The organism is Paraburkholderia sp. GAS82, assembly GCF_050436285.1.
GTDB classification, from domain to species: Bacteria; Pseudomonadota; Gammaproteobacteria; order Burkholderiales; family Burkholderiaceae; genus Paraburkholderia; species Paraburkholderia phenazinium_B.
Genome location: NZ_JBNDLX010000007.1, coordinates 18,946 through 43,932, shown reverse-complemented (window position 1 = coordinate 43,932; position 24,987 = coordinate 18,946). Strand labels below are relative to the sequence as shown.

Here is a 24,987-nt window from a genome sequence, read left to right as displayed (position 1 = left end):
CAGCCAATCCCTACTGAGGAACTGCTTCAGAAGTCGCGCCCGTCTGCCGTAACTTAAAGAGACGTGGGTGCCTTTTGGGCGGATCCGCGGCGGGTGACGTGGCCGCCTTAGAAGTGGCCGATCCATCGCGTTGGCGTGACCCGTTCGGATGACTGTATGCAGCCCTTCTGTGCATCGGACTGGCGATCGCGCCGAACGACTTACCGGGGACCAGAGTTCGATGCAGAAATGGAAGTTTCTTTGGTCGCAGATGCTGTGCTGCTTTTTCGCACCTTTGATGGTGCTCGCGACTGTTTCACCCGCCGCCACGGCGGGTGCCTGGTACGATGGCTCGACGCCGGTTTTTCGCCATGTCGAAGCACCTAGCAGCATCACGCCCACCGCGATGCTGCAGGACCGGGACGGTCTGATCTGGATCGCTTCGCAGACTGGCCTTGCCAGCTGGGACGGGTACCGCTTTCGCGTTTACATTGGCGATGCCGGCAAGCCCGGCAGCTTGCCTTCCTCTTACATCAATGCCCTGCATGAGGACCGCCAGGGGCGCCTCTGGGTAGGCACGGATAGCGGCGGGCTTGCACGTTTCGACAACTCGACCGGTACCTTCTGGACGCTCGGTGCGGGCCCCCAGGGCCTGAGCAGCGCCCGCGTCTTCGCGCTTGCCGCTGACGGCCCGGATGGGTTGTGGGTGGGTACGGAAGCCGGACTGGACCGGCTGGATCTGAGCACCGGCAAGGTGCGGCGGGCGGCCGAGGGAGGCAACCCGCCCGGCCTGCCGGCTCGCCGGATCAGCGCTTTGCTCGCTGATCGCAGCGGCAACCTGTGGGCCGGCACGCACGACGGCCTGTTCGTCCTGCGCGCGGGCACGCCGGCTTTCGTGCCGGTGCCGACCGAAAGCATGACCCGCGCTGCTATCGAGGTCTGGCAACTGGCGCAGGACAAGGACGGACGTGTCTGGGTCGGCACGCGTGCGGACGGCGCCTTCGTAATCGAACCTGGCGCCACGATGGCCCGGCAGTTGCACGATAGTGAAAGCGGTGGCGGAAAGGGTGTCGAGACGGACTGGGTTGTCGCGATCGTCGATGTCGGCGACGGCCGGGTGTGGCTCGGTACATGGTCTCAGGGCATCGTCCAGGTCGACACGCGGAACTGGACGACCCGGCGCCTGCGCCACGATGCAGGGCTGCCCGGCAGCCTCGCCGAGGATGACGTGGTCGCGCTGCTGCGCGATCACAGCGGACTTATCTGGGCCGGTGGGCCGAGTCTGTTCGATTCGATCGATCCGGCGCAGCGGGCGATTACAACGTGGTATGGCAGCGATGGCCACCTGCTCGGCGGCAAGCACGCGCAGGTCACCTCGGTGTTCGCACGGTCCGACGGCAGCGTCTGGCTCGGCAGCGACAACGGCGGCATCGACATCGTCTCAGCGGAACACGGACACAGCCGGCGCCTCGCGCCCGAGGACGGTCGACCGGACACCGCGCTCCCGAGGAGCTCCGCACTTTCGATGGTCGATGCGCCGGACGGCAGCGTCTACATCGGTACCGCCAAGGGGCTGTACCGCACCCGCGATGGCGGCCGCAGCGTCGAGCGGGCAGCGTTCCCAGGTTTGCCGCCCACGGCACTGGTCAGGGCGCTGTGCGTCGACGGCAACAGGCTCTGGATCGGCGGCCCGAGTGGACTGGCGCAGGTCGACCTGTCTGTCCAGGGTGCGGCGGCGCAAAGCGTCCCGAGTCTGCGGGGCGCAGACATTACGAGCCTTAACTGCCGCGACAACGAGGCGCTGTGGGTCGGTACGCAGACGGGACTCGCGCGCTACTGGCCGGCAACCGGCCACACTGACCGGCCCTGGCCGGAGACGCCGGAGCGGATCGGTTTGCCCAGTAGCTGCGTGACTTCCATCGTGCGCGACAGGCGCGGCTGGCTATGGATCGCGTTCTACGGCGGCGGCGTGCGTGCGCTTGAGCCCGGTCCGCGAGGTGCGGTCTTGCACGTGCACCGTATCGGTCACGAGGATGGTGTGGAGAACAACGCCGCGAACGCGCTGCTGCTCGATGCGAAGGACAATGTCTGGGTGAGCACCGATAGCGGCATCGTGCACATCGACCACGACACGCTGGCCACGACACGGCTGCAACAGGCCGACGGGGTTGGCCTGCTGCCCTATTGGGCCTCTTCGGCCGGTACCACGCTGCAGGGAGATCTGCTGTTCGGCGGCAATGGCTTGACGATCGTGCATCCCGGCGAGTTTCAACCCTCGCGTTTCAAGGCTCCTATCAGGCTCACGGATGCCGATGGCCGATCGATACCGTCGTCCGGAATCACGCTCGGCCCTTCGCAACGCGCAATACAGATCACCTTCGCGCTGCTCGATTACTCGGCCCCCGAGCGCACGCGATACGCCTACCGCCTCTCGGGTCTCGAGGACGCATGGACCGACTCGCCTGCCAACCTTCGGATCGCTCACTATACGAACGTGCCGCCTGGAAACTACGTGCTGCAAGTGCGCGCGTCGAATCGTGCCGGCGGCGAGTGGACGGAGTGGGCGAGCTTGCCGGTGCGCGTTGTGCCAGCGTGGTACGAGACGATTTCCTTTCGTCTGTTCGCGGTGCTGTTCTTGCTGGTGCTCTTCGGTGTACTGATACAGGTACGCACGCGCCTGCTACGCCGGCGTGCTGGGGCACTGGAGGCGCTGGTCGCGCAACGCACGCAGGAACTTCAGCAACGCACCAATGAGCTCCAGCAACGCTCCGACGAACTCGTGCGCCGTACGGCGGAATTGCAGGCCAGTGAACAGCGGCTCGAACAGCTGGCCTACTTCGACGGTTTGACCGGCCTTGCGAACCGGCGGCATTTCAACGACGACCTGCATCTCCTCGTGGGGCAGGCACGCCGGGGCGCCGAATTCGCGCTGGTGCTGGTCGATCTCGACCGCTTCAAGCCGATCAACGACACTTACGGCCACGATGCTGGCGACGAGGTGTTGAAGGCCGTTGGCGCGCGCCTGCGCCAGGCGACGCGCGAGGTCGATCTCGTCGCGCGCCTTGGCGGCGACGAGTTCGCCGTGCTGCTCAGGCAGCCAGGCGAGCGCGAGGCCGTGGCCGCCGTGTGCGAACGCATCATGGCCACGTTCGCCCAGCCAGTTCCGTACCACCACCTTTCGTTAGCGGTCGGCGCGAGCATCGGTGTCGCGCGGTGTCCGCAGGACGCACTCGATGCCCAGACGCTCTACAAGTCCGCCGACATGGCGCTCTACGCGGCAAAAGAAGCCGGCCGCGGCGCCTTGCGCTGGGCCGAGACATCGCACACAGACGAGGCAACCCCACAATGACAATCAACCTGTCCTCTTGCCCGGTGAGAGCTGACTTCTGGAGGCTTCGGTGAGATTCGACGTTACGCAGCGGACTGAACAGTTTCTGAACATCGTCAGAGGTATCGACGCGGTTGTGATGGAGCTCCGGACGCCCGGGGAGGGCGAGGTTCGCAACCGCCGCATGGCAAGGCGCCTGCAGACACTTTCGCAGTGTCTGCGGGCACTAGGCGCGCAGCTTGCCGCAGACATCGCTGTCCAGAACGACGGGCACAGCCGGATGCGCGAGACGCTTGCAGCCAGCGAGCGTCAGTTCCGGACCCTGGCCGAAAATCTGCCGAACTACCTTGCGCGTCATGCCACCGGCGCTGAGATCGTCTATCTGAATCCGCGGCTCGAAGCCATCTTCGGTCTCGGGATCGACGAGGTTGTCGGGAAGGCGCCAAGCCAGCTTTTTCCCGACGGGCGGTTCGAAGGTTACGAAAGCGCCATTCTCGAGGCAGCCCGCACAGGAGAAGAAGGGCAACTGGAATTGCGCTTCACGACGCAGGAGGGAGAGCCCCGCATCCACCACGTCCAGTTGGTCCCGGAACGCGATGAAACGGACGTCATCGTGTCCGTACTGGTTATTGGAGGCGACATTACCGAGCGGCGCCGGGCAGAGCAGGATCTCAAGCATGCGCTCGATTTCGCCGAAGGGGTCATTGCCGCGATCCCCGATATTCTGTTCGAACTGGACCGTGATGGCCGATATCTGAACGTCTGGACCAAGAATCCGGAATTGCTCGCCATGCCCAAGGAAGAGCTGCTCGGCAAAACGCTCGACGAAGTGTTGCCCGCGCAGCAGGCGAGCGCCGCGATGCGCTCCATCGGGATGGCCGACAGGCAAGGGGTGACCGTTGGCGAGACGCTTATGATCGACCTGCCGGATGGCAGCCGCCGGTGGTTCGAGTATTCGCTGGCGAAGAAGCTGGGCGAAACGCCCGCGACCGACACGTTCCTCATCTTGTCCCGCGATGTTACGGAGCGCAAACGTATCGAAGAGGTGCTTGCCGGCCGCGAGCGGGAATTCCGGACGCTGGTGGAAAACTCGCCAGACACGATCGTGCGCTATGACAAAGAGCTTAGACGTGTCTATGTCAATCCGATTTCCGCCGCGCTCGTCGAGGGCGGTTTAGCCGCGCTGATCGGCAAGAAACCGTCCGAATGTCCCGGCGGCCCCAATGCCCTGATTTACGAGGAGAAGCTGACGGAAGTATTCGCTAGCGGCAAAGCCGCCGAATTCGAGTTGAGCTGGACAGAAAAGGATGACGCGCAATGTTGCCATCTGATCAAGCTGGCTCCGGAATTCGGCGTGCACGGTACGGTTGAACATGTCCTGACCGTGGGCCGCGACATTTCCGAGTTGCAGGTTTCACGTCAGAAAATCCACCAGATGGCCTTCTTCGATCCGCTCACCGGATTGCCGAACCGTACCGAGTTCAACGAGCGTTTGGTGCGGATTACCAGCGAGGCTGGCGGCCAGCGCAAGTTTGCCAGCGTGATGATGATCGACATGGATCGCTTCAAGGGTATCAACGACACCATGGGGCACGCCGTGGGCGACCAGTTGCTGCGCGAGGCGGCTGCGCGTCTGAACCTCTGCGTGCGTCCTTGCGATACCGTGGCCCGCTTCGGGGGCGATGAATTTGCGATTCTTCTTCCGGACATTTGCGATCGTGCCGTTCTGGAGGACATCTCGGCGATGATTCTCGGCAAGTTCGGCGAGCCTTTCTACCTGAACGGGAGAGAGGTGTACGTTTCCTGCAGCGTTGGACTTGCCCTGTATCCGCCCGATAGCGTCGTAGCGGACGACCTCGTGAAATACGCGGATCTGGCCATGTACGCGGCCAAGCGTGCCGGCGGCCGGAGCTTTCGCTTCTACTCGAAAGAACTGACGGTCGATGCGACCGCGTACCTGCTACTGGAATCGGAGCTGCGCCGCGCCGTCGAGCGTGACGAACTGGAGTTGCACTATCAGCCGAAGGTACTGCTCGACGGCAATCAGGTGATCGGTTCAGAAGCCTTGCTGCGGTGGCGGCGCCCGGGCGTCGGCCTCGTTCCTCCCAACCAGTTCATTCCCCTTGCCGAGGAGACGGGCCTGATCGCGGATCTGGGCAAGTGGGTCCTGCGCGAGGCTTGCCTCGCCGCAGCGGAATGGAACGCCGGTCGCACAGCGTGCCACACGGTCGCGGTCAATCTGTCGGCGAGGCAGTTTCAGTTTCGCGATCTCGTCCCGATGGTCGGCGAGTTGCTCGAAGAAACCGGCTGTCGTCCCGAATGGCTGGAGCTCGAGATCACGGAGAGCCTGCTGCTCGAGGAAGACGACACGATCCTGGATACGCTTTCGGCGCTCAAGGCCATGGGGCTCTCGATCGCCATCGACGATTTCGGCACCGGCTATTCGGCGTTGAGCTATCTCGCACGGTTTCCGATCGATACGCTGAAGATCGACCGGTCGTTTGTCCAGAAGGTGACCACGGACCGGCGCCACGCGGAGCTCGTCAAGGCGATCCTGTCTATCGCACGGTGTCTCGGCCAGCAAGTCGTTGCGGAAGGCGTCGAAACGGCGGAACAGGCAGACTTCCTGCTGGCGAATGGGTGTCAGGTCGCGCAGGGGTTTCGGTATAGCAAGCCGCTGGCGAAGTCCGATATGGCCACGCTGCCACGGCTGCTTGAACTGGACGCGGCCACGGAGCCTTGATCCCGTCAGCAGGCTTGCTGGGCATCCGGGAACGGGCGCTGCCCGTTGGCGCAACCGGTCGTTTTCAGCAAGCGTGGCCACGGCACGTCGGTACAACTTCATATCCCCGTGGGGGAGAGCGGGGCTTCGGACGAAGCGTGATATGCGGCTGTCCGGTTTTGCGTGAGTTATAACAATATAAATCGGGTGATGAATAATTTACCGACATAAAATCAACACAAATATCATTCGGGAATTATTTCTCTAATATGCAATTCAATAAGCATATTATCCAACCTTACATAAGTAATTTTCATTCCAAAAATAAAATATAGACGTGCTTGATTTTTCACAATTGTTCAGACAATATTTGTTCGCAGTATCACTGCATCGCAAAATCCTGGAAGCCATTGTCCTATATGGATGTGGCTGTATGCCAATGCGCTGCCTGTTGCACTGCATTCGATAAAGTGCAAATCAATTTTTCATTCAATTAAGAATGAAGGGGGTTCTATGCCGGTTGAAAAAACAATCGTTCGTCTACCCAATTCTCTTTGCGTACAGGCTGAGCGGCATATCTTCGAGGCTGACCGGAAAAGCGTAATTCTCGTGAATGGGGCCCTCGCAACATCAGCTTCATTTGGGCAAACAATCAAATACCTTGGCGAACGATATAACGTTATCTGTTTCGACCTGCCTTATGCCGGCGAATCCCGGCAGCACAACCGCAGCGAGTTCCTGCTGACCAAGGACGACGAGGCGGAGATTCTGCTGCATCTGATCAATCACTTCGAGCCGAGCTACCTGTATTCCGTGTCTTGGGGCGGCCTTGCGGCGCTGCTAGCCCTGGCGCGGCGGCCCGCCAGTATCGAAGGCGCGGTAATCGGCTCGTTCTCGCCGTTTCTCAACGATGCGATGATCGCCTACGTCAGTCAGGCGCGGGACATGCTCGAGGCCGGCGAGCACCTGCAGGCCGCCCAGCTATTGAACGACACCGTAGGCAAGCACCTGCCGCGTATCCTGAAGCTGCTGAACTACCGTTATCTCACCGGCCTGCCGAAGGAAGATCAGCGCCGCGTCTCGTTCCATGCCGAACAGATTCTGGCGCTGAAGCCGGAAAGCTACCTCGGCAAGCTGGCCGAGATTCGCTGCCGGCTCAAGTTCCTCAACGGCGAGCTCGACGAATACACCACCGCGGAGGACATTCGTGTCCTCGCCCGCTACGTCATGCACGCGCAGTTCGCTGCGGTGCCGAACACGGGGCATTTCCTCGAACTGGAAGGGCGAACCCAGGCGGCCGCCATCCGTGAGGAAATCCTCGGTTTCTTCGGTGTAGCTCAAGAGTTCGGTCGTTCACGACCTGAGGTGCCGTCTTCTCTGTCCGTCGCGCAAACGTTTGCGACCCCCGGAATGAACGTGGATTTCGGAGGTTGAAAATGACGATCTATCATTCGATTGCCGTTCTCGGCCTGTGGGCCGTGTGGCTCGCCTACTGGATGAAGGCCTCCTCGTGGGCGAAGAAAACCGTCAGGCGCGAGGATCGTTTGTCGCGCACGATCCAGTCGATTCCGTTGATCGTGGGCTGTGCGCTGGTGGTATTACCGGACCGGCTGGCCGGCGCCTGGAGTCTTGCGGACGCGCACTTCGATTCGCAACAATGGATCGGGCTGGCGATTATCGTGGCCGGGCTGAGTTTCTCGGTCTGGGGGCGGCGCCATCTCGGCTCGAACTGGAGTGTATCGGTCACCCTGAAGGCGGATCACGAGTTGGTCCGCAGCGGACCTTATGCGCTCGTGCGTCATCCGATCTACACCGGCTGTCTGTTCGCCATCGCCGGCGCCGCTCTGGTTACGGAGGAGTGGCGCGGAGTGGCCGGCTTCGCGCTCATCTTTGCTTCGCTGGCCTATAAGGTCCGCGTCGAGGAGCAGTGGTTGTCGGAGCATTTCGGCGACCCCTACCGCACCTATCGCCGCGAAGTGAGGGCGCTTGTGCCCTGGGTCTATTGAGCGGCGCACGACCCATGGCTCACATCGTTATTACCGCGATCGGTTCGGCCGGCGACGTTCATCCATTCATCGGGATTGGCCGGGCTTTGGCGCAACGGCGGCACCGGATCGTGCTTTGCACGCATCCGCAATTCGCGCCGCTGGCCGAGCGGCACGGTTTTGCGTTCGTGCCGATCGGCACGTGGGACGAGTATGCGCGGGCGATGGCCAGCCCCGCGCTCTGGAACCCGCGGACGTCGTTTCGCACGCTGTGGAGCATCGTCGCGCCGTCGATCCGGCCGCACTTCGATGAGCTTGCCGCGCTTACGACCTCCGACACGGTACTGGTTGGCTCGCTGTGGGCGTTCGCCGCCCGCCTGATGCAGGAAGTTCACGGCACGCCATACCTATCTGTTCAGGTGTCGCCTTCGACGCTGCTGTCCGCCAGCGCGCCGCCGACCCACAAGCGTATGACCGTGCCCATGTGGCTGCCGCTTCCGCTCAGGGCAAAGTGCATGGAGATGATCGAGACAGGCATTATCGACAGGGCTTGCGGCCCCGCGCTGAACGACGTCCGGCAGGGCCTGGGACTGCCACCGGCGAGCCGCATCCTCGGCCGCTGGCTGCACTCGCCGGACGGCGTGCTGTGTCTGTTTCCGGACTGGTTTGCGGCCGCGCAGCCAGACTGGCCGCGTAATCATTTCATGGCGGGTTTCCCGCTTTTCAACGATGTGTCGCCCGGCGCGTTCGACGACGAGCTGAGTGCTTTCCTTTCGTCGGGCAAACGGCCGGTGGTCTTCACACCGGGCTCCACGCTGATCGACGAGCGGGCGTATTTCGGCGCCGTCGACGAAGCGCTGCGCCGTACCGGCGCACGCGCTATCGTCCTCGCCCGCAACGTGGGAGACCGGTGGCATGCGCGCGCCGACGTGCTGGTGCGCGACTTTGTGCCGATGCGCAAGCTTCTGCCTCACTGCGCGGCGCTGGTTCATCACGGCGGGATCGGCACGGCTGCATTGGCATTCGAAGCAGGCGTTGCGCAGGTGGTCACGCCGTTTGCGCACGATCAGTTCGACAACGCGCAGCGCGTCGCGCAGAGCGGTTGCGGCATCCGGATCGACAGCCCGGCGAGCGGTAAGGCGCTGGCGTCCGCACTCTCGCGCATCGCCACGGACCCATGGGTCGCGGCGCGCTGCACGATCGCCAGACAACGGATTGGCACCGCCCCCGACGCCTGCGAAGCCGCCGCGCAATACATCGAGCGTCTGGCCGAGCGACGTGCCGCTGCCGGCACGCGTCCCGCAGACCGCAAGACCCTGGGAACAGCACGGTCCATATGAGTACTTCAAGCGACGTAGCCATACCGGATCTCAGCGCTCGCGAGGCGCCGCCTTTGCGCGGCGCGATGCTCGCCTTGCTGACGTTTGCGCTTTCACTCGCCACCTTCATCGAGGTGCTCGATTCGACCGTGACGAACGTCGCCGTGCCGTCCATCGCGGGCAGTCTCGCCGTGTCGAATTCACAGGCGACCTGGGTCATCAGTTCGTATTCGGTTGCGGCGGCGATTGCCGTGCCGCTGACCGGCTGGCTGTCGCAACGGATCGGCGAGGCGCGCCTGTTCGTCTGGTCCGTGCTGCTATTCACGCTGACTTCGCTGCTATGCGGGATGGCGGGCAACCTGGAACTGCTGGTGGTATGCCGTGCGATGCAGGGACTCTGTTCAGGCCCAATGGTGCCGCTTTCACAGGCCATCCTGCTGCGTGCGTTTCCACCGGAAAGGCGTGTGCTGGCGTTGGCGTTGTGGGCCATGACGGTTCTGCTCGCGCCGATCTTCGGGCCGGTGCTGGGCGGCTGGATCATCGACCAGTTTTCCTGGCCGTGGATTTTCTTTATCAATCTGCCAATCGGTTTGTTTGCCTTCGCGGCATGCGCCGCGCTGCTGCGGCGCGAGCCACCCGATCCGCATCAGCCGCCGATGGACGTGATGGGTATCGTGCTGCTCGTAGTCGGTGTGGGGGCGCTGCAGGGCGTGCTCGACCTCGGGCGCGATCACGGCTGGTTCGACTCGTCCCTGATCGTCGGGCTTTCGCTGATCGCCGCGCTCGCCCTGGTCTCGCTGCTGATCTGGGAATCGGCCGAGCCCTATCCGGTGATCGACCTCAGCCTGTTTCGCGACCGCACGTTTTCGTTCGGCGTGACGATCATTTCGCTCGGGATGGTGAGCTTCTCGGTGATCGGTGTCATCTTTCCGCTCTGGCTGCAAACCGTGATGGGGTACACCGCATTCCAGGCGGGATTGACAGTTGCGCCGCTCGGCATCCTTGCGCTGGTTTTTTCCATGCTGGTCGGCATGTTTCTGGACCGCTTCGATGCGCGCGTCGTCACGTCGTTTGGTTTTCTGGTGTTTTTTGCCGTGCTGTCGTGGGACGCGCACTTCACCCTGACGATGTCGTTCTGGCAGATCGTCACGCCGACCTTCATTCAAGGCATCGGCCTGCCGTGCTTTTTTATCCCGTTGAGCGCGGCCATCCTGTCGCGTATCCCCAACGAAAAACTGGCGGCGGCCTCGGGTCTGTCGAATTTTTTGCGCACGCTTTCGGCCGCTTTCGGCACCGCGCTCAGTGTCACCTGGTGGGACAACCGCGCCGCGCATCACTATGGCAATCTTGCGCAGTCGGTGACGCATGCGTCCACCGGCACGAGCCTGTTCATGCGATCGCTGCAAACGCTTGGACTGGGCCCCAATCAGCTGGCCGCCGTGCGCAGTGTGGTCGAGCAACAGGCCTACATGATGGCGACCAACGACCTGTTCTATATGGCGAGCCTCGTGTGCCTCGCACTCGCCGTGCTGATGTGGGCCACCAGGCCGTGGCGCGGCATCTCCGCGGCGCGCGCCGGACATTGACGCGTATGGGGAGATAACGATCATGAGCGAAACGATCACCTCTGCGGGCAGCGCGGGCGCCACCGATAGCGCCGCGCCGTTGCTCGGCGCGCTGGTGGTGTTGTATCGTCCGACCCCCGAGCAGCTTACGCATCTTCTCGAACTGTGCGAACCTGGCGTGCCGGTGCTGGTCGTCGACAATTCGCCGGTGCCTGCTGCCTCGATTGCCGATGGACTGGCCGCGCATGGTATTGCATATCTTCGTAATGCTAATCGTGGCGGGATTGCCGGCGCCTACAACCGGGGCCTCGCGCACCTGTTCGAACGCGGTATCGGTGCGGTGGCGTTGTTCGATCAGGATTCGCTGGCGAGTGCCGATTACTTTCGCGTGATGCGCGAGTCCTGCGCGGCGCTCGGCGCACGAGCCTTCGCTATCGGGCCGCGTATCTATGACGAGAACATCGGCCGCTTCCTGCCGCAGATGTACAGCAACGGCTTTTCGATCCGCACGCTGGCCTTCGAAGCGGGAGCATCGTTGCAGCCGTGCTCCTTTCTCCTGTCTTCCGGTTGCGTCATTTCGCGCCTCGCTTATGAGAGGTTGGGTGCGTTCGATGAACCGTTGTTTATCGACCACGTCGACACGGAATATTCATTGCGCGCGTTGCAGCGTGGCGTACCTTTTTATGTGGAGCCGCGGCTCATCCTGTCACATCGCATCGGCGAAAAACGGCAGCACCGGTTCGGTCCGATACGCCTCACTTCGATGAACCATCCGGCGTTTCGCCGCTATTACATGGCACGCAACGGCATGCATCTGTGTCTGCAATACACGCTATCGCTTCCGGTCGCGCTTATCCCTAACTTCATCACTCTCATGCAGGTGTGGCAGGTGTTGCTCTTCGAGTCCGGCAAGCTGGCGAAGCTTTCCGGCATCGCCTGCGGGATTGTCGACGGCATGTTTGGCAGGCTGGGTCCGCTCGAAACCGCGCGTCCGCGGCTCGCCGCCCGTCTGGCGCGCGGCTGACCGATGGCGATCGAACTCTGCCATGTCCAGCACGCGTTAAAGCGCTTATGGGCTTTAACATCGGCTACTTTGCTGAGCGGTTTGTGTGTACTGAGCGGTTGCGCGGACCACACCCCCTATCAGCCGCTTGCCATGCGCTCGCCGGGTCCGCAGGAACTGGCGCAGACCACGAAAGACGCAGGCGGCGCGTGGCCGGAGGCGCAATGGTTCGCATCGTTTCATGACCGGCAACTCGACGCGCTGGTCGCAGAAGCGCTTGCCGGCAATCCGGACATTCAGATTGCCGGCGCGCGGATCGCCGAGGCGCAGTCGCAACTCGAACGGTTCGCCTCGGGCACGGGTCTGACGGGGACGGCGACGGCGGCAGCCTACAAGGCGCGCTTTCCTGCCGTCGACGGGGCGGCGAGCGTGAATTTCGATGGCACCACGGTACCGATCGATCTCTTTAGCGACCCGTGGGTGTCGCCGGGGAGCGTGATCGTCGGCGCCAACTACGAACTGGATCTGTGGGGCAAGAACCGCGCGCTCACCCAGGCGCTGGTGTCGGCACGCGATGCTGCGCGCGTCGATGCGCAGCAGGCTCGCCTGACCCTCACCACTTCGCTTGTCACCCTCTACGGCCAACTGGCCTACGCGTATGCGAGGCGCGACCTGATGGAGGCGCGCCGCCATGACGCCGAGCAACTCGATGCGATCCGGCGCACGCGCGAGGCGAGGGGCATCGACAACACTTACAGCGCGCAGCAGGAACAGATCGAGCAGGCGGCGCTTCGCATGCAGTTGCAGACGATCGACGATTCGATCACGCAGACGCAGTTGCAGATTGGAGCGCTGACCGGCGCGGGACCGGAACGCGGGCTCTCGTTGCAACGGCCGACGCTCACCGATAGCGACGCCTTGTCCGTGCCCGCGAATCTGCCGCTCGAACTGCTCGGACGGCGCCCCGATATTGTCGCGGCCAGGCTGCGTGTGCAGGCCGCAACCGCAAAGATCGATGCTACCCGCGCGGAGTTCTACCCGAACATCAATCTGTCTGCTGGGGGTGGCCTGTCGTCGTTGAGTCTCGGCTCGCTGTTCTCGAGTGCGTCGGCATTCTTTGCTATCGGTCCTGCCGTGTCCCTGCCGATTTTTGAACGCGGTCAGTTGCGCTCGCAACTGCATGGCGACTTTGCACAAGCAGACGAGACGATCGCGCTGTACAACAAGACACTCGATGGGGCTCTTGCCGAGGTGTCCAGATCGATTGCGACGATGCGCAGCCTTACGACACTCATCGACGAGCAGCAACGCGTCCTCGCCGCGCGTGAACAGATGATCGCGGTCGCGACTGAACGGCAGCGCCGCGGCCTGATTCCACAGGCGGATGTTCTCGCGCAACACGATATGAAACTCGACGAGCAACAGCGGCTTCTCGAACTCGAGGCACAACGGCGGGATGCGGACATTGCGTTGATCCGCGCGCTGGGCGGCGGTTTCGACGGGGCAAGCCAGACGGGTACCGCTGCGGCTTCACCCGCCGCGACCCGCCAGCCCGCGATGCAGGACTCACCCGCAAGCCAGAGTGATAATCGCTCATCCAACAATCCTTCCTCTAGCTGAATCGCATGAGTACAGAAAACCTGCCCGGCGAACGCATGGCATTTGCGCATCGCGATCCAAGGAAGATTTCGCGCCGAAACCGTCTGTTTATGCTGCTGTTCGGCGTAGCGGCGGTTGCGGCCGCCGCGGTAGGTGTGAACTGGTTTGTCTCCGGCCGTTTCTTCGAGGAAACGGATAACGCGTATGTCGCCGGCAACGTGGTGCCGATCGCCGCGCAGGTGGCGGGCACCGCGCGGGAGGTGCTGGTGGGCAATACGCAGTACGTCAAGGCCGGACAGCCGCTGGTGCGGCTCGACGATACAGAAGCGCGTATTGCGCTTGGGCAAGCCGAGGGGGATCTCATCCGCGCAGTGCGGCAGACGCGCAGCGCCCAGTTCGCCAATGCAATGTACCGTGCTGCGGTCGACGCCCGTGCGGCGGAACTCGCACAGGCCGAGCAGGCACTGAAGGCGCGCTCGGGTGCCACCGTGCAGGTGGTGTCCGGCGAAGAGTACGAGCGCGCGCGAGAGGCCGTTGCCGTTGCGCAGGCCAATCTGGCCGCGGCGCGCAGCCAGCTTGCCAGCGGACTCGCGGCGAGTGGTTCGGGGAACGTGGAGGACGATCCAGCCGTGTCGCTGGCGGTGCAGCAACTGAAGCTTGCGTATGTCAGGCTCGCGCGCACGACGCTCGTGGCGCCCGTCGAAGGCGCCGTGGCTCAGCGCGCCGTGCAGATTGGTCAACCCGTTGCGCCCGGCGCCCAGCTGATGACGGTGGTGCCGGTCAGGCAACTCTGGATCGAGGCGAACTTCAAGGAAGGGCAAGTCCGCAACCTGCGCATCGGCCAGCCGGTTTCCGCAGTCTCCGACCTGTATGGTTCGGGGATGGTATTCCATGGCCGCATCGGTGGACTGTCGCCCGGAACGGGCAGTGCGTTTTCGATGTTGCCGCCGCAAAACGCGGCCGGCAACTGGATCAAGGTCGTGCAGCGCGTACCGGTGATCGTTTCTCTCGACCCGGCGGAACTGGTTGCGCATCCGCTGCGGGTTGGGTTGTCGATGGTCGTGTCGGTCGACACGCATCAACGTGACGGAGCGTTGGCCAGTGCCACCGATCCCGCAGGGGGAAGCATTGCGCCTGTCGCCAACGATGAGACAGAACAGGCCGACGCCTTGGCGCGGAAACTTATTGAGGAAAACGATGTTTCCGGTTCCCATGATGCAAACGGCCTGCGCCTTGAAGGCGCAGGCCTTTAGTGTCACAACCGACGATCAGCTCGATACGTACGACACGTATGGCCCGCTTCCGCCGCCGGCCGACGATGTACCGGTAATGCCGAAGTACACATGCCGCCCGTAGAAGAACGGCAACCCGAAGTCAAAGCTGCCGGACAGATACGCACCGAGATCGTTGAATGCGTAGTTGCCCGTTGCAAACAGCGTGGTCGCGTTGGCAATGTTGAAACCAATGCTCGCGCTCGATGAATTGGAACCCGTGACCGTAGCCGACAGACCCAACGTGCTCGACGGTGTGTACCACGTGCTGCTGCTCTGGGAAATACTTGAGTCCGCGAAGAACAGACCGTTTGAGCCTGTGTCGAAGAACGCGTTGTCCGTATAGGTGGTGCCGTTAAACGTTGCCGTTACGTCGCCATACTCGTCTGTGGTGAAGACGGTCGCGCTCGTGCCGGATAGCACATTGTTGGTCTCGGTATCGATGCCAAACACCAGTGTTCCGGACGCCGTGCTCCCTCCGCTATCGGAGACCTGTGAGATCTCGACGATCACGCCGTTGTTGTCGGTCGTGAAATACTGGACCGGGTTGCCCACCTGCGATGCGAGAGCCTCTGTGGTGGCCGTGCACGTCGAGCTGCCGCAAGCATAGTAGGCGGCGCTTTGTGAGCCGCTCACGCAACTCGAGCCACAGTCCTGGGGCCGCACGCCTACGCCGAGGATACCGTTCGCGCCGAGCAGCGCCGGCGTGCTGAGCGCAGTACTGACCTGACAGTCCGACGGAGCCGACTCGGCGAGCGTCGAGTCGGTCATGATGTGGATCGGCACGTTTTCCGCAATCTCGCTGGACATCTTGATGTCTGCGCTGCGAACCGTGCCCCACGTGTAGCCGCTACCGAAGATCGCGCATTCGGCGATCGTGTCGCTGGTTGAGGATTGCGTTTGCGTCGTCAGCGTCGAGAGCGTCGTGCTCGGTACGACGGACGCATACAAACGCAGTCCGTACGAACCGGTATCGAGAAGGACGTTGTCGATGGTCGAACAGTTCGACGCAGCGTTGCTTCCTGGCGTGCAAACCGTCACGCTTACCATCGGGCGGTTTTTGTTGCCGTACGGTGCAGACGAAATCGTGATGGGAACCGTGTTGGTCGCGCTGCTGGACGTCGGCGTGGCCGACGCATCGGTGGCGAGCGTCGACGTGCTGGTCGAGGAAGTGGTGGTGGTGCTGCTGCTCGTACTACTGGAAGTACCGGAACTCGTTGTGCTGGAAGTCGTCGAATTCGAACTGCCTCCGCCGCCACATGCGGCGAGGCCAATCGTCAATGCCGCGACCATAACCCCGAAAATTGCTCGCATTGTTCTGTTTCCCGTTTATTGGATGTCGTCGGCACTGAACCCTTGCGGGAATGCCTGAGGCAGGTACGCACGACCGGTGTAGGCCCCCATGTGGCCGCCCGTCTCTACCACGAGCCCGGACTGCTGAACCGATAGCGGGCCGGAGCCTCCACCCATCGTCGCGCGTGCGGTGGACAAGCCCTGCAGATACGCGGAGAAGTAAGTGCCTAGCAAGGTATTGAGCGGTGCGATCTTTGGACCGTGCCATGTGATGGCAAAGACGGTGCCGCTTTGCGCCACGTACTCACTGACGACCGTGCCGGACGTAAGGGTGGTTTGGTTCACGCTGTACGTGACCGAGGCGGTGCTCTGGCGTTGCGCGAGGATCGTCACGTTGTTGGTGCCGCTCGACGACCATGTCGGCGGCCCCCCGAGTTCCGCGTATGCGGGTGTCGCGGTTTCAAACGTCGCCATTGCAATAGCTATTGCGACGCAGAGCTGACTGGTACGCATTGGTTTCCTTTGTTTTTTGAGGACGGCCCGGGCGTCCTTATTGGGTTTATGCACAGCGAGTAGAAGGTGAAAGACGAAGACACACGACGAATCCCGCGTCGCGCTCATATCGAGTCGAAGCTGACTGAATATCGGAAAATAATCCGATAACTTTATACTTTCTTACGAAAGATAAATTCGGATAAATAATTCAGGGTTTTAAACGCGTTGTTCGGTATTTCCCTACGCGCCATTCAGACAAACCTGAATTGAAAATGGCGTGCCAATGCTCGTCGATAGATCATTGGCTATTTCGGGATGCCGTCGACGGGAACGGCGAGCGCCGGCCCCGGGAGGTTGTGTGGATACTTGAATGCTGCCAGCCGGTTTGTCAGCTCTTGTAAGACTCGTCACGCCGATCAAGAAGACGCAACATCGCCGGCCATTCCATCACGCCAAACGGCCGCCGAACCTGCGGTCGATATAGATGGTTCGTTTTTTCAACCACCGCTTGCGGCGGCACATGCAGCGGCGTATTGCATGCCATTGCGTCGACCTGAGCGCGACACGCCATCTCGAGCCAGTACATCGCGTTAAAGGCCTCGGCGATACTTTTCCCTACCGACAATAGTCCGTGGTTGCGCAAGATCATCACGTCGCGCTCGCCGAGGTCGTTTACCAGCCGGCTCTGCTCGTCCAGATCCACCGCGACACCTTCGTACTCGTGATAGGCAATGGAATCGAAGCGCATCGCCATCTGGGTAAGCGGCAGGAGACCGCACTCCAGCACGGAGACGGCCATGCCCGCGCGTGTGTGCGTGTGAATGACACATTCCACGTCGTGGCGAGCGGCGTGTATCGCGCTATGGATCACGTAGCCGGCGCGATTGACGCTGAAGTTGTCGTCGACATTGAAGAGGACATTGCCGTCGAGATCGACTTTGACGAGGCTCGACGCTGTAATTTCTTCGTACATCATCCCGTAAGGGTTGATGAGGAATTCTGTATGGCTGCCCGGGACTCTCGCGGTGATGTGGTTATAGATGAGATCCGACATGCCGAAATGGGCGATGAGACGGTACGACGCAGCAAGGTTGATGCGCGTATTCCACTCGGCTTCAGAAACAATATCTTGTACACGTCGGGAACGGTTGTTCATCGTTTCTCCGTTGCAGGTTTAACGTTGGCCGCTGAGCGGCGGGAACCCTTGCAACGTAGCACTTTTTGACGAGACGTGTCGGCGCCGGCGGCCCCTGGACGTGTTTGTCCGAGCCTTCTTTTTATCTGATCGGCATGCGAAAGCTGAAGCGCGTTTCGTCTTCCGTCGAAGCGACTTCGATCGTGCCGCCGTGGGCACGCGCGATCTCGGCGACGATGTAGAGCCCGAGTCCCAGTCCTTGCTGATCGGCGGCGAGCGCGCCGCGCGTGAACGGCGCGAACAGCAGCTTTTGGCTTTCGTGCGGAATTTGCGGCCCCTTGTTGCTGACCGAGAGGATGAAGTCGGTATCCGCGGATACGTTGACCTCGACCGGATCTGTTTGCGAACCGTAAATCAGCGCATTCTTGAGGAGATTGGACAGGAGCCGCGCCATGTAGACCGGGTCCGTTTCGACCGGGTGCCGCAGTGACAGGGTGACTTCGATCTGGCGCCCCGGATGAGCGAGGCGCAACTCTTCGACGGCGTGACGCAAGGCCGGCTCCAGCCCTTCGCGGCTGAGGCGCAGGGAGATGCCGTTGCCGAGCCGGCCGCGCGACATGTCCGAGAGATCGTCAATCAGGGCGGCCATATGATCCGCGCTTCGGGCGATGGCTTCCGAAATTGCGCGTGCCTTGTCGTCCAGCTTGCTGCGGAGCAAGAATGTTGCACCCGCGCTGATGGCGACGAGCGGATTGCGAAGATCGTGACCAAGCACCGCGATCGACTGATGGTGCAGCGCGTTCAGCGCAAGGGCGTCGGAAAGTCGTGCTTCGGTTTCCGCCAGCCGCATGCCAGCTTCCTCGGCATCGTGCTGGGCGTCGTGCATGGCGGCCGTGCCTGGCAATGTGCACGCCGCACCGCCATCGAGCTGGCCCGGTTCCGTGCTGTTCGGGCGCGGGCTATGCAGCACGAGGCCGTGTCTTTCGAGGACGTCTCTGACTTGCCCCGCTTCGATGCGGTCATGCTGGTAACTGCACATGCAGATGAGACGCCGCCCATGGACCGCCTCGTCAACGCCGGATTCATAATCGAGAAAGCCACTCCAGTTCGCTTTGTCGACCCACGCGCAATTGCCGTTGGTGCGCAGACCGCGGTAGCCGGCGGCAAGTGCCTCCTGCTCGCGTTGCACGAGACCTGCGACGAGCGCCTGTGGCCGCAGCGGTTCGCCCTGCTTGTAGAAGGCACTCGTGTCCTGGATCTCGATCTGACCGCTTTGCTCGCGTGCGTCGAGGTCGGGGACGACCGCGCGCAGTGCGGAGCGCGCCTCGTCCGCGTCGAGCGGTGTACCGGTTACCCACAGGCAACGCTCGTTGTTCTCAAGACCCGCCCGAAAGAAGGGAATAATAAGGTCGCGCAAATCTGCGGCCGAACCGTAAAGTTGACCGATATGGCTTCCCCAAGCGAGGGAAGGCAGCGCCGCGATGCCGGATGGCGCGTGGTAGTCCGCGGAATCTTCTTGCATCCGTGTAATTTAGCAGATGCGCATTCATTTGGAATGATGCGTCCGCTAATGCCGCTATGCTGCGGCTGGTACTCCGCCGGATGTCTTCAACCCCGCAATCGCGATCACCACGCCTGCCATCATCAATACACCTGCCAGTAGGACGGCGGTGTGCAGTCCGGTGACGGGATTGCCTGCCGTTCTGGCGATGAGCGAACCGAAGATGCCCACGCCGAGTGCGCCTCCAATTTGACGCGCCGTGTTCAGCAAACCTGAAGCGATACCGACGGAACGGGGCTCGACATGCGCGAGGAGGGCGGTGTTGATCGACGGTACGGCCAGCGCGACGCCAACACCGATTGCCAGCAACGGAGCGGTGATTATCAGGTCACTGCTGTTGACCTCGAGCAGCGCCAGCGACAGAAAACCGAGCCCCGCCACGGCCTGCCCGACGACCATCGGAAGACGGTAGCCGAATCGTGAGGTGAGCGCGCCGGATGCGAGGTTCGCTACGGTGACAACGGCGGTCATCGGCAGGAAAGCCAGACCAGTCTCGAGCGGCGTGTAGTGCCGGACATGCTGGAAGAAGAGGCTCATGGCGAACATCAGCCCGTAATAGCCAAAGTTGAGCGACAGTCCGATCAACGAACTTACGCTGACCGCCGGTATACGGAACAGCGACAGCGGCAGCATCGGTTCCTTTTGCCGCGCTTCCGCCAGCACGAACAACGCGCCGAACACGACGAAACAAACGATACCCGTCATCACAGCCGGGCTACCCCAGCCCAACCTGCCACTTTCGACGACGGCGAACATCAACGCCACCAGCGCAACCACCGCTAGCATCTGGCCGGTCAGATCGATACGGCGTGCCGCGTGACGGAGGGTATCGGGCGCATGGGCGAGCGTCAGCCAGATGCCGGCAATGCCGAACGGCACGTTGATCAGAAAGATGCTCGGCCAGCCGAAACGGTCGATCAGCAAGCCGCCCACGAGCGGGCCGGCACCCAGCGCCAGCGCGGCGGTTCCGGCCCAGATACTCACGGCTTTGGCGCGCGCCCGCGGGTCGGGAAAGGCCGCGCTCAGCAGCGATAGCGACGACGGCACACACAGCGCCGCCCCGACGCCTTGCACGGTGCGCGCCGCGACAAGCGTGAGCGCTCCGGGTGCGAAGCCGCATGCCACCGACGCCAACGTGAAGATCGCAAAGCCGCCGACGAAAACGCGCCGCGCGCCCAACCGGTCGCCGAGTGCGCCGGCGCTGAGCAGCAGGGCGGCGAAGGCGAGCGTATAGGCGTTGAGCACCCATTCGAGCTCCGTGGAGCTGACGGATAAAGTTTCCTGAATCCGCCCGAGAGCGACGTTCACGACCGTCACGTCGAGGCAGATGATGACGAAGCCAAGACTGGCGGCGAGCAGGGCGAGACGCGGAGATCGGGTCGATTGTCTGTGCATGATGGTCGGTGGGGTAGAGCCCGGTCAGGGACTCAAGCGGGTCAGGCGGGTTCGCCTGACCGATAGCCATGCCCCACTCTAATCCCCCAGTCGGGCTTGATAAACCGCCTGCAAATTGGCACAGAACCCACTAATATTGGGGAATGGACCTTCTCAAAGCGATGACGGTGTTTGTGCGCGTAGTTGAGACCGGTAGCTTGACGGCGGCCGGTTTCGCCTGCGATCTGTCGCCCACCATGGTCGGCAATCACCTCCAGGCGCTGGAGGACAGACTCGGCACGCGGCTTATCCACCGCACCACTCGCAAGCAGCAGATCAGCGCGTTCGGGCAAGCCTATTACGAGCGCTGTGTCGAGATTCTGGGTCTCGTCAGCGATACCGAGCGATTGGCGCTCGATCATCTCGGGACGCCGCGTGGACGCCTGCGGATTACCGCCCCCGTGATTTTCAGCAACGAGTGCCTGGTTCCAGCCATCGCGGATTATTGCCAGCGCTACCCCGAGGTGCAGTTGGATGTCGTCGCCACCGATGGCTTGTCGGATCTGATTGAGGACGGTTTCGAAGCGGCCATTCGTATCGGTACGCCGGGCAACCCTGACCTCGTTGCGCGTCCGTTGCGGGCGTATCGCCTCGTACTATGCGCGTCGTCCGCGTATCTGGATGCGAGCGGCGTACCGGCGACGCCGGAGGATCTTCGTGCGCACCAATGTCTGACCTACGCTTATCCGCTGCGCTCCGAAATGCACGCGGCGCAACCGGAGTGGACGCTGTCCGGCACGAATGGAACGGTGAGCGTTCCGGTGAGAGGCCGCTTGAGAATCGACAATTCAGAAGCGCTGCGCAGGGCCTTGCTGGCCGGCATGGGGATCGCGATGTTGCCGGGCATTCTGGTCGACGCGGATATCGAGGCGGGCAGGTTGATCGAAGTGTTGCCTGACTATGCCGCGCCCATGCGGCAGATCAACCTGCTCTATTTGCGCGACCGGCAGATGTCGCCGAAGCTTCGTAGCTTTGTCGAGTTTGTGGTGGAGCGGTTTGGGAGCGGCTCCGATTCGCAGGGTTGACGACGTGGAACCCGGAGCCGAGCTTAATCAGCTGGCCGGTGCCTGGCTAGCGACGAAGACCGCCAATTGAGCGGCGAAGGCGCGCTGGTATGCGGGCCGCGCTTCGCCGCGGGCGACATAGGCGGCAAGGTTCGGATATTCGTCCAGCAGACCCGATGCTCTCAACCTGAGTAGCACCGCCACCATCATAAGGTCGCCTGCGCTGAACGCACCATCGAGCCATTCGGCGTTGCCAAGGCGATCGGAAAGGTCGCCCAGCCGGTCACGGATGCGATCCTCGACGAGAGGCAGGCGTTCCTCGTACCAGGACTTGTCGCGCTCCTGAAACCTGATGGTCTGAAGATCGAGGATCGGCGGCTCAACCGTGTTGAGCGCGGCGAACATCCATGTGATCGCACGAGCCCGCGCATCCGGGTCCTCAGGTAGCAGGCCCGCATGGTGCTGTGCGAGATGGAACACAATTGCGCCTGACTCGAACAGGGCAAGAGGGCCTTCCTCATAGGTCGGAATCTGCCCAAAAGGATGCAGCGCCCGATGCGCCGGCTCCTTCATTGCACCGAACGAAACAAGACGAACCTCGTAGGGTTGGCCTACTTCTTCGAACGCCCAGCGAACACGCATGTCACGCGCCAGTCCCCTGCCGCGATCGGGTGACTGTTCAAAACACGTGATAACGGGGGGCAGTGAAGGGGGCATGGTGTTTCTCCTTTGCTGTATGTCTCGTTGAGTGGGCGACACGCAATCCGGGTGCTTACCTGCTAGACGTTGGAGACAGGGCTAAATCGACATCCCATCCGCAAACTCCTGCTGGTATTTTCGCGCCGCACAAAAACGGCCACGGGTGGGCTTCATGTCTGCCCGCCGGCGAATCCAATAGCGATGCAGGATACCAACGGTCTCGTCATCGTTACTACCGATATAGGTCGCCCCGAACGGATGCTATTGTTCCCTGCGCATTCTTAATAGATGCACTGTAGCTGGCAAATGTTGCTCCACGATCGCACCACGCATCGGAGAACAGACAATGTCCAACAGCAATACGCGGCGGAGCCTGTACCGCGTCATCCGCACCGGTGTGACAATCGCGGCGCTCGGGCTCGCAGTTTCGGCCTACGCGGCGGGCGACCCCATCAAGATCGGGGTGATCGGCGAGGAGTCGGCGGTAGCCGGCGCGTCTATCACAAAGGCCGCCCAGCTCGCAGCGGACGAGATCAACGCGCACGGTGGCGTCGACGGCCGGCAAATCCAGATCATTGCTTACGACGACCACTCGTCGGCCTCCGAAGGCGTGCGCGCATTCCAGCGCGCCGCCAGCCAGGACAAGGTCGTGGCCGTGATCGGCAGCTACATCAGCGAGGTGGCGCTCGCGATGGAGCCCTGGTCAGCACGCCTCAAGATGCCGTTTATCACGCCAGGCGCGGCGAGCAACGACATCTCGAAGCAGGTCCACGACGACTACGATCACTACAAATACACCTTCCACGGCTGGATGACCTCGGCCTTCATTGCCCAGTCGATCTGCGACTTCTCGCATGACATCCTGGTCGGCCAGTTCAAGATGAAGACGACGGTCGTGATGAGCGAGGATGCCGCCTGGACCAAGCCGCTTGACGAACGTTACCTCGAGTGTCTGCCGAAGGCGGGACTCAAGGTGCTCGATCACATCCGCTTCAATCCGGATACGACGGACTTCACGCCGATCTACAACCAGATCGAAAGCAAGCATCCCGATACGATCACCACCGGCATCAGCCATGTTGGGGTGCAACCTACGGTGCAGTGGCATGACCAGCAGGTGCCTATCCCGCTGACCGGGCAGAGTTCGCAGGCTACGACCACCAGCTTCTGGAAGGACACCAACGGCGCGACCGAAGGCGTCATCACGGCGTCTGCCGCCGCGCCAGGCGTGGCGATCACGCCCAAGACCGTGCCCTTCGTCGATGCGTACACCAAACAGTTTGGCGTATCGCCAGCCTATTGCGGCTTCACGAGCTACGACCTCGTTTATATCCTCGCGGACGCGATCAAGCGCAATAACGGCGCAACAGATCCCGACAAGATGGTCGATGCGCTCGAGAAGACGGACTACGTCGGGACGATCGGCCGCTGGCAGTTCTATGGCCGCAACGATCAGTTCACCCATGCGCTGAAATATGGTCCGGGTTACATCACGGGTATCAACCTGCAATGGCAGGACGGCAAGCAGGTCGCGATCTGGCCGAAAGCGCTCGCCAATGGAACCGTGAAGTTCCCGTCCTTCATCAAGCTGCAGCAGGCAAACGCCAACTAGTCGCGCAACGCGGAGGTGGCCGGGCGCCGGGGTTATCCGGCATCCCGGCGTCATCGCAGGCGACGGATTCCGCCGTTGGCCGAACCAGAGGGTAGCGTATGGTCTGGCTGCAAATTCTCATCGACGGTTTTGCTATCAGTTCGCTTTACGCATTGGGCGCGATCGGCTTTACGCTGATTTTCGGCGTGTCCGGTGTCCTCAACCTCGCCCACGGCGGCGTGATGCTGATTGCCGCGTTGATGGGCTGGATGCTGGCCGGCGAGGCCGGCCTCGGCACCTGGCTTGGCACGCTGCTCGGCGTGCTCTCCGGCCTCGTTGCGGCGTACATCACCTATCTGATGGTGGTGCGGCCGATTCAACGCTCCGCCGCGATTCCGCACGAGGAGAAAGAGATTTTCGTGCTGACCGGCACCTTGCTGTGGGGCATCATGATCCAGCAGGGCATGGCCTATCTGTTCACTGACAACCCGGTGACGATGCGCCCGCTGTTTCCAGGCGTCGTGGTCATTGCGGGCGTGCGCACGCCGATCAACGAGGTGATGATCGCGGTCGTTTGCTGGGTCGTCATCGGGCTGCTGTGGTTCTTTGTCAATCGCACGCGGGCCGGCAAGGCGCTGCTTGCGGCCTCGATGAACCCGCGTGGGCTGACGTTGCTCGGGTTCGAATTGTCCCGTGTGTATCTGCTCGCGTGGACCCTTTACGGCGTGCTCGCCGGCGTTGCAGGCGTGCTGCTGGCGTCGTTCCTCGGTGTCAGTTCCAACAACACGGGCCAGCTCACGGCCAGTGCTTTTTCGATCGTGGTGCTAGGCGGTCTTGGCAGCGTGTCGGGTTCGCTGATGGCCGCGTATGTGGTCGGCTATCTCGAGACCATTACCGCCTACCTGATCGCACCGACGCTGCGCCCCATGCCTGCGCTCGTGCTGCTGGTGCTGGTGGTGTACCTGCGGCCGCAGGGCTTTCTGGGGCGGCGCTAGCCAAGGAGG

The 24,987-nt window shown here is 62.2% G+C and carries 19 protein-coding genes; 13 read left to right on the top strand and 6 right to left on the bottom strand.

From position 1 onward, the window contains the following. Nucleotides 1-220 precede the first annotated feature (220 nt). From P3T17_RS22115 to P3T17_RS22075, 9 genes are all read left to right on the top strand, one after another. On the top strand, nucleotides 221-3,328 hold the full coding sequence (locus P3T17_RS22115) for a diguanylate cyclase domain-containing protein (RefSeq protein ID WP_429408893.1): 3,108 nt from the start codon (nucleotides 221-223) through the stop codon (nucleotides 3,326-3,328). 49 nt (nucleotides 3,329-3,377) lie between these two features. Further along, nucleotides 3,378-6,050 (top strand): sensor domain-containing protein, encoded by a 2,673-nt coding sequence (locus P3T17_RS22110; RefSeq protein ID WP_429408892.1) that lies wholly within the window; start codon nucleotides 3,378-3,380, stop codon nucleotides 6,048-6,050. Nucleotides 6,051-6,542: 492 nt separating this feature from the next. Beyond that, a complete protein-coding gene (locus tag P3T17_RS22105) occupies nucleotides 6,543-7,463 on the top strand; it encodes an alpha/beta fold hydrolase (RefSeq protein WP_074267889.1) in 921 nt (306 codons plus the stop codon). 2 nt (nucleotides 7,464-7,465) lie between these two features. Next, nucleotides 7,466-8,035, top strand: a complete 570-nt coding sequence (locus P3T17_RS22100; protein WP_429408891.1) for a methyltransferase family protein — start codon at nucleotides 7,466-7,468, stop codon at nucleotides 8,033-8,035. A gap of 14 nt (nucleotides 8,036-8,049) precedes the next feature. Then, nucleotides 8,050-9,354, top strand: coding sequence for a glycosyltransferase (locus tag P3T17_RS22095; RefSeq protein ID WP_429408890.1), 1,305 nt, complete (start codon nucleotides 8,050-8,052; stop codon nucleotides 9,352-9,354). Further along, nucleotides 9,351-10,919: a DHA2 family efflux MFS transporter permease subunit gene (locus tag P3T17_RS22090; protein ID WP_429408889.1), complete on the top strand. Its 1,569-nt coding sequence runs from the start codon at nucleotides 9,351-9,353 to the stop codon at nucleotides 10,917-10,919. The genes P3T17_RS22095 and P3T17_RS22090 overlap by 4 nt, the downstream gene beginning before the upstream one ends. Before the next feature lie 22 nt (nucleotides 10,920-10,941). Beyond that, nucleotides 10,942-11,922, top strand: a complete 981-nt coding sequence (locus tag P3T17_RS22085; protein ID WP_429408888.1) for a glycosyltransferase family 2 protein — start codon at nucleotides 10,942-10,944, stop codon at nucleotides 11,920-11,922. A 3-nt stretch (nucleotides 11,923-11,925) separates the two neighbouring features. Then, complete coding sequence (locus tag P3T17_RS22080) at nucleotides 11,926-13,521, top strand: efflux transporter outer membrane subunit (RefSeq protein WP_429408887.1); 1,596 nt, start codon at nucleotides 11,926-11,928, stop codon at nucleotides 13,519-13,521. 5 nt (nucleotides 13,522-13,526) lie between these two features. Then, nucleotides 13,527-14,753 (top strand): HlyD family efflux transporter periplasmic adaptor subunit, encoded by a 1,227-nt coding sequence (locus P3T17_RS22075; protein ID WP_429408886.1) that lies wholly within the window; start codon nucleotides 13,527-13,529, stop codon nucleotides 14,751-14,753. A gap of 15 nt (nucleotides 14,754-14,768) precedes the next feature. Here P3T17_RS22075 and P3T17_RS22070 read toward each other — a convergent pair whose 3' ends face one another. Further along, nucleotides 14,769-15,857: a DUF3443 family protein gene (locus tag P3T17_RS22070; RefSeq protein ID WP_429409143.1), complete on the bottom strand. Its 1,089-nt coding sequence runs from the start codon at nucleotides 15,855-15,857 to the stop codon at nucleotides 14,769-14,771. Here P3T17_RS22070 and P3T17_RS22065 point away from each other — a divergent pair. After that, nucleotides 15,763-16,143 carry a hypothetical protein gene (locus P3T17_RS22065; protein WP_429288137.1) on the top strand — a complete coding sequence of 127 codons (381 nt, stop codon included), beginning with the start codon at nucleotides 15,763-15,765 and terminating at the stop codon, nucleotides 16,141-16,143. The genes P3T17_RS22070 and P3T17_RS22065 overlap by 95 nt on opposite strands. On the opposite strand, the gene P3T17_RS22060 is transcribed toward P3T17_RS22065, so the two are convergent. The 4 genes from P3T17_RS22060 to P3T17_RS22045 all read right to left on the bottom strand — a co-directional run bounded on the left by P3T17_RS22060 (nucleotide 16,101) and on the right by P3T17_RS22045 (nucleotide 20,650). Then, entirely contained in the window at nucleotides 16,101-16,577 is a 477-nt protein-coding gene (locus tag P3T17_RS22060; RefSeq protein ID WP_429287856.1) for a DUF2844 domain-containing protein, read from the bottom strand. The genes P3T17_RS22065 and P3T17_RS22060 overlap by 43 nt on opposite strands. A 370-nt stretch (nucleotides 16,578-16,947) precedes the next feature. Continuing rightward, nucleotides 16,948-17,715 carry a class II aldolase/adducin family protein gene (locus P3T17_RS22055; RefSeq protein WP_429408885.1) on the bottom strand — a complete coding sequence of 256 codons (768 nt, stop codon included), beginning with the start codon at nucleotides 17,713-17,715 and terminating at the stop codon, nucleotides 16,948-16,950. Between the two features lie 121 nt (nucleotides 17,716-17,836). Next, a complete protein-coding gene (locus tag P3T17_RS22050) occupies nucleotides 17,837-19,216 on the bottom strand; it encodes an MEDS domain-containing protein (protein ID WP_429408884.1) in 1,380 nt (459 codons plus the stop codon). 54 nt (nucleotides 19,217-19,270) lie between these two features. Then, complete coding sequence (locus P3T17_RS22045; RefSeq protein ID WP_429408883.1) at nucleotides 19,271-20,650, bottom strand: MFS transporter; 1,380 nt, start codon at nucleotides 20,648-20,650, stop codon at nucleotides 19,271-19,273. A 143-nt stretch (nucleotides 20,651-20,793) separates the two neighbouring features. Between P3T17_RS22045 and P3T17_RS22040 the strand changes: the two genes are divergently transcribed. Then, nucleotides 20,794-21,714: a LysR family transcriptional regulator gene (locus P3T17_RS22040; RefSeq protein WP_429408882.1), complete on the top strand. Its 921-nt coding sequence runs from the start codon at nucleotides 20,794-20,796 to the stop codon at nucleotides 21,712-21,714. A gap of 27 nt (nucleotides 21,715-21,741) precedes the next feature. Here P3T17_RS22040 and P3T17_RS22035 read toward each other — a convergent pair whose 3' ends face one another. Beyond that, nucleotides 21,742-22,410 carry a glutathione S-transferase family protein gene (locus tag P3T17_RS22035; RefSeq protein ID WP_429408881.1) on the bottom strand — a complete coding sequence of 223 codons (669 nt, stop codon included), beginning with the start codon at nucleotides 22,408-22,410 and terminating at the stop codon, nucleotides 21,742-21,744. A gap of 328 nt (nucleotides 22,411-22,738) precedes the next feature. On the opposite strand from P3T17_RS22035, the gene P3T17_RS22030 reads away from it, so the two are divergent. Together P3T17_RS22030 and P3T17_RS22025 are read left to right on the top strand one after the other, a co-directional pair. Beyond that, nucleotides 22,739-24,004 (top strand): ABC transporter substrate-binding protein, encoded by a 1,266-nt coding sequence (locus P3T17_RS22030; protein WP_429408880.1) that lies wholly within the window; start codon nucleotides 22,739-22,741, stop codon nucleotides 24,002-24,004. A gap of 98 nt (nucleotides 24,005-24,102) precedes the next feature. After that, a complete protein-coding gene (locus P3T17_RS22025; protein WP_429408879.1) occupies nucleotides 24,103-24,978 on the top strand; it encodes a branched-chain amino acid ABC transporter permease in 876 nt (291 codons plus the stop codon). Nucleotides 24,979-24,987: the final 9 nt, after the last annotated feature.